Source organism: Paramesorhizobium salinisoli (genome assembly GCF_003335045.1).
In the GTDB taxonomy this organism is placed as follows: domain Bacteria; phylum Pseudomonadota; class Alphaproteobacteria; order Rhizobiales; family Rhizobiaceae; genus Paramesorhizobium; species Paramesorhizobium salinisoli.
In genome coordinates, this window is sequence record NZ_QOZG01000047.1 from 1 (window position 1) to 5,044 (window position 5,044).

Below are 5,044 nucleotides of genomic sequence, written 5' to 3' on the forward strand. Positions count from 1 at the left end.
CCGCGCTTCGTCGATCCGGATCACCTGACCCATCACAGCATCCTTCTCGTCGTCCATCCTTTCGCTCCTTCCGTTTTTGTAGAAGGAGCCGTCAAATCTGAAAGTGCGAAAGATTCTTTACGTTATCTGCCAGCCAAGCGGGATGGCGCGGCGTGGGAATACATCCTGGCGCATCGACCATGTCGTCTTCTGGAAAAGGGAGCGTTGGCTGAGACATAAATACCGATCTCGCGCCAACCCTTGGTGCGGAAATGGTACCTGGTCACCAGGGGCCAGGCGATGGTTGACCTTTACTACGCGTCGTTCCGGCAGGTGCCGAAACGCATCATTCTTGATAAGGAAACGCACTGGCTCTCTTACGTGAACTATTCGGCCATTGTGTCCGGCAGCACATTCCGGATCGACGACATTGCCGATGGATCGACAACGGTGTTCATCAACATCGATCTTTCCACGCTCGATAACCACCCGTGCATGGCCCGCGTGATTATCGGCATCTATAACCGGAATGGCGATATCAACGAACGCGCGCTGTTCCTTCTCAATGAAGCGGCCCGCCTCGGCTATATGCGGATTATCGAAACAGCACGTGACGCCGGCCGCAAGTATGGCGTCACTTTGCTGATGCTGTTTCAGTCGCTTGGCCAGATGCGCGAAGGACTTGGGTCAATGACCGCCCGTGGGCGACCCGAAGGGCAGATGGGGAAGCCGATTTGCGAAGCAAATTGGTGGAACCGTCTGTCGTTGAGGCAAGACATTTGGCTTGGCAGGATCGGTCCATGCGAAAAACAAAAATACCTCCACTACCGGACAACGGCAGTGGAGGTATTATAGACATTCGGACGTCTATATAGGGCTATGATACGTGCGCAAATTTCAGCGCGCCCTATGATGCGCTTACGGTGAGGCTTGCTCATTGAGCAGTCAGACTGCTTCCGGTCTCGCTGGAATCTGGCTGATGATGGCCTCGCGTTCCTCGGCGGGGAGGTGGTCAAGAAACAATATGCCGTCCATATGGTCAATCTCGTGCTGAATACAGGTCGCGAGCAGCCCATCGGCCGTTAGGTTATTCTCTTTGCCTTCGACATCGAGATATCTGACCGATATCCTGGCAAAGCGTGTGACGTATGCGCGAACGTCGCCCACCGACAGGCATCCCTCATTATATGTGCTCTGCTCATCGGATAACTCAGTGATCTCTGGATTGAAGAGAATGTAAGGGGCCGGCTCGCCGTCACGGTAGGAAACGTCGGCCACCATCAGACGCAAGAGGTTGCCGACCTGAACCGCAGCGAGCCCCACTGCGTTTGCAGCGTATACCGTGTCCAGCATATCGCATGCAAATGCGCGCACGTCATCGTCGATCCGGTCTACCGGCTTCGAAAGCTGTCGCAACAGGGAATTGGGATATTTCACAATGGGTAATTCAGCCATGGGAATACTCGCTGGTTGACGGATTGGTACTGTAATGGATTGGTCGCGCGGCCGCTCCGCTGCCGAGCGGATTGGCCATGAGGAACGGCTTTCCTGAACGCGAGCATTGATCACTTGGGGCTAGCGCAAAGTCCGCCTGTCGCACGAACAAGAGCCCAGCGATGCAGATCATCGACAGCAGCATGGGCGATGGTTGAGGTGACCCATCGGTCGCACTGCGCATCCGTGCGATACGGATCGAACCCCGCAATGCGCTCAAGCAATACGCCCTGCAATTGATCCAGTTGCGAACGGATTTCCTTTAAATCCGGACGCGGCCCGGAAGGTGCTTTCCCCGCCTGCACCCATTGCCACAGCCGCCCGTACTGGACGAGCTTGTTCGCCTCGATCTGCGCCGAGAAGAAGCGCTGCGCCCGATCGGGCTCAAGCCAGAAGCGCGGCGCCTGATGGGATACGGCAGCCAGGACAGCTTGTTCTCTCTTTGGATCCTCCACGGGCACATGGCTATCCCATTTGCTCAACGCAACCTGATCGGCGATGGCAAGACGCTGTGCAATAGCGTCGATCAATGGCGCCAAGGCATCGGGGGCAGCCTCGGCTCGTAAGGGCGTAGGCGATAGAAAGGTCCCCATCAGAAATATGGACCACAATATCCTTCTACTTGGTCGCGTTCGCATGCCTTATTCCTCTTATGTTTTTGATCCTGTCGCTGCACGCTGCATTCCGCCGTCGCTAGTAAGTGCTGAATCCAGCCATACCGAACGTCTGCATACCAATTAACAAGAGCAGCGAAAAAGGGGGGCAATCACCCCTATTTTGCGTGAACAAAACCATTTTCCGGCCGCCTCACCGCGAAGATGCAGCATTGTTCGGGTATATGTCTGGCCCGGGATGCGGGCGATTGCAATCGGGACCGGCAAGGTCAGTCCGGAACTGCTCACCTGGGCGGAGAGGCTGCAGTATGAAGGCTTTCTGCGGCGTGAGGAGACGAACGCTGCCGTCATGAAGCTCGCTGCGGGCGGCATCCCAATCAAGGAGATCGTGCGCCGCACCGGCCACAGCCGAAAGCTCGTCCGCCAGATCGTGCGCGGCGAGTGCCGACTTGCAGGGCTCGCATTTCGTCCACTTTATCGCGCACGACCGAACCGTGCACTCGCAAACGATCGACGGCAAGCTCGGCCTCAAGTATTTTGGAGATAACGAGGACAAGGTCTTTCATGCCTGTCTCACGGAGGCGAGCGGGATATGCTGAAAGGGTCGCGGCATTGCACATGATCGAGCCTCGCGCCGATCGGCCGCGTGCAATCACGCTGGGTGCCGACAAGGCGTATGACACGCAGGACTTCGTCAACGAGTTACGCTCGATGAGGGTGACGCCGCATGTGGCGGCAGAATGCCAAGGGACGCGGCTCGGCGATTGACGGCCGCACGACGCGCCACTCTGGCATGGTGTCAGCTTGCGCATCCGCAAGCGTATTGAGGAGGCATTCGGCTGGATCAAGATCGTTGCTGGGCAGGAGAAGACGAAGTTGCGTGGTTGTGACCGTGTCGGATGAGCATTCACCTTTGCAGCCGCCGCTTATAACCTGGTGCGGTTGCCCAAACTGATGGCGGTGCCATCATGAGCGCGGCCTCTCGCTGCCGCTTGATTGGCCGCTGGCGGATCGTCGAGAGCAATCTATGGGGTCGTGATTATCTCGATCTGGTCCAGCCCGCCGCAATCTCCATCGGGGCGAGTGGCCCGGGGCGAAATCACCTTCGGAGCAATGCAAGACACGCTCGATCTCGGTTACAGCCAGTCCACGATCTCATTCACATGGTTCGGATTTGACGAAATGGACGAGGTATCGGGCGACGGGCATGCCGAATTGCTCGATGACGGCTCGGTCGAGATCGCGTTCGCATACCACAATGGCGATGAGGCGATACCCAAGGAAACCCGAGACTTCTTCAACAGCCTGCTAGGCGATGTTGCCCTGTTGTCCCGTGACCGGCACCTCTTTCGCTCGGCTACCCATCAGCTTGGATACTAGCCTTGAGGGGAAATGCGCGCTCACGAGAATGACGCCGAACGATCCCAGCAAGAGCGCTGCTATGATGTCGCTAGGATAGTGCGCACCGACGACTACGCGGGTGAATGCCAGCCATAGCGCGAGCACCAGGACAGCCATCCGAAGCCGGGGCCATCGCATCGCAATCAAAGTGCAGGCGGCGGCTACCATCGTCGAGTGGCCTGACGGAAAGCTAGCGAAGCTGGCATTCAGAAGCAGGGTGGTGTCGGACACGAACGGCAAGGGGTTCAGATGCAGTGGGCCGAGTTCCTGAAAGTGGGCCGGTCTTGCGCGCCCAATGAGGTACTTCAGCAACGCGGAGAAGGCCGACACTCCGCCGGCCGTGATGACAAAGAGCCAGCTATAAGCCACGATCCCGGTGGTCTGTGGATCATCGACCTTGAAGCGCCGCACGGCGACCGTGCCGCCGATGGCAATGAGTCCGGCCGGAATGAGCCACCAGTGCCCCTTGCCGAAATGGGTTGTTCGAGCAGCGGCTCCTTGAAGCCACACCGGCCATTGCTCTTTATGGTTTACAGCAATCGGATCGACCAGGGCAACGATGGGTAGAATTGAGATGACGCCGATCAAGAGCAATGCGAGATGCCACGGCTGAAGATCGAAACGCCTGACGACAGGAATGACTTTATAGCCGTCATACAATGTTATCCATTCGCCGCGTTTGGAACCATCACGGAACCCCGTTGGCAAATCTGTGCGCGCCGTGGCTGCCGCGAAATGATTGGAGGGCATGGATTATCACCCGCTTTGGAAGGGAAGGCACCCGGCGGTGGCGCATACCAGAGCGCCACCCATAGCTGTATAACCCGTTGAATCCGGGGTTCCTCCGCCTTGGTAAATGCGTCCCAGTGCATCTGTGAAACGCCCTAAAATAGAATCTTTCCATCCAGGGTTATTGCCCGGCAGTTTCGATGCTTCAACTTGATCATTGAAGCTGTATCCAAATCCGGTACCTACTCCCGCGCCCTTGCCACGAGATTGCGCACCAGAAGAGGACCCGCGTCCGCCGCTATAGGCATCGCTGTGATCACCTGAATCAAGTCTACCGCCACCGCCAACGACGATGGCCATTTCCTCTAAAGTCAGTTCACGCATGTCATTTCTCCTTGGTTGACCTGCATTCGTCTAACCGTATTTTGGCCTCGATCTTTCATAGCGGCGCACTATCCACGACATGTGTCCATGTGCCATGGGTCCAAGAATACCCAGGTTGTGGCCAATAAAAAGGGGCGCCGGCACCCCTATTTGTAGCTCGCAGAGGGGTTGCTTTCAGCGTTTTGACCTGGGTCGCATCGGCGCTGAGCATCAGCTATTTGTAAGGAGATATACCTAGAGCGTGTCCGCTGAACGCGGAATCGCGTTAAGGATTCCCTTGTTGGCCGAACTCTGGTTCCATCGCCCCGACTGGTGATTGGTCGGAGGCAATATGACGCGAGCTTTCAGTGATGATCTTCGTAGCGTTCTGGCTGCGTCACGGGATGGCATGTCGGCGCGCTCAGCAGCGGCCCGATTTGGGATTGGCGTTTCAACAGCTATCG

Annotated in this window: 6 protein-coding genes and 4 pseudogenes; 6 read left to right on the forward strand and 4 right to left on the reverse strand. The window is 57.1% G+C overall.

Annotation, left to right across the window (positions count from 1 at the left end; genetic code table 11):
• On the forward strand, positions 1-219 hold a 219-nt coding region (locus DUT91_RS26455), incomplete at its 5' end, for a hypothetical protein (RefSeq protein ID WP_210207972.1).
• 117 nt (positions 220-336) lie between these two features.
• A pseudogene (locus DUT91_RS27625) lies at positions 337-687 on the forward strand (type IV secretory system conjugative DNA transfer family protein); the annotation flags it as partial.
• 237 nt (positions 688-924) lie between these two features.
• On the opposite strand, the gene def reads toward DUT91_RS27625, so the two are convergent.
• Both def and DUT91_RS24390 read right to left on the reverse strand, forming a co-directional pair.
• Positions 925-1,434: a peptide deformylase gene (gene def / locus DUT91_RS24385; RefSeq protein WP_114442980.1), complete on the reverse strand. Its 510-nt coding sequence runs from the start codon at positions 1,432-1,434 to the stop codon at positions 925-927.
• A 110-nt stretch (positions 1,435-1,544) separates the two neighbouring features.
• Complete coding sequence (locus DUT91_RS24390; RefSeq protein WP_114442982.1) at positions 1,545-2,111, reverse strand: chorismate mutase; 567 nt, start codon at positions 2,109-2,111, stop codon at positions 1,545-1,547.
• A gap of 241 nt (positions 2,112-2,352) precedes the next feature.
• On the opposite strand from DUT91_RS24390, the pseudogene DUT91_RS27630 reads away from it, so the two are divergent.
• From DUT91_RS27630 to DUT91_RS27040, 3 genes and pseudogenes are all read left to right on the forward strand, one after another.
• Positions 2,353-2,529: pseudogene (locus DUT91_RS27630) on the forward strand (ISL3 family transposase); the annotation flags it as partial.
• A 146-nt stretch (positions 2,530-2,675) separates the two neighbouring features.
• A pseudogene (locus DUT91_RS24400) lies at positions 2,676-3,059 on the forward strand (transposase); the annotation flags it as partial.
• A 141-nt stretch (positions 3,060-3,200) separates the two neighbouring features.
• Complete coding sequence (locus tag DUT91_RS27040; RefSeq protein WP_245419994.1) at positions 3,201-3,467, forward strand: hypothetical protein; 267 nt, start codon at positions 3,201-3,203, stop codon at positions 3,465-3,467.
• Here the strand turns inward: DUT91_RS27040 and DUT91_RS24410 are convergent.
• Together DUT91_RS24410 and DUT91_RS25680 are read right to left on the reverse strand one after the other, a co-directional pair.
• Entirely contained in the window at positions 3,396-4,238 is an 843-nt protein-coding gene (locus DUT91_RS24410; RefSeq protein WP_114442984.1) for a phosphatase PAP2 family protein, read from the reverse strand. The genes DUT91_RS27040 and DUT91_RS24410 overlap by 72 nt on opposite strands.
• A gap of 6 nt (positions 4,239-4,244) precedes the next feature.
• Complete coding sequence (locus DUT91_RS25680; protein WP_147272287.1) at positions 4,245-4,601, reverse strand: hypothetical protein; 357 nt, start codon at positions 4,599-4,601, stop codon at positions 4,245-4,247.
• Between the two features lie 331 nt (positions 4,602-4,932).
• Between DUT91_RS25680 and DUT91_RS24415 the strand changes: the two are divergent.
• Positions 4,933-5,044: pseudogene (locus tag DUT91_RS24415) on the forward strand (IS630 family transposase); the annotation flags it as partial.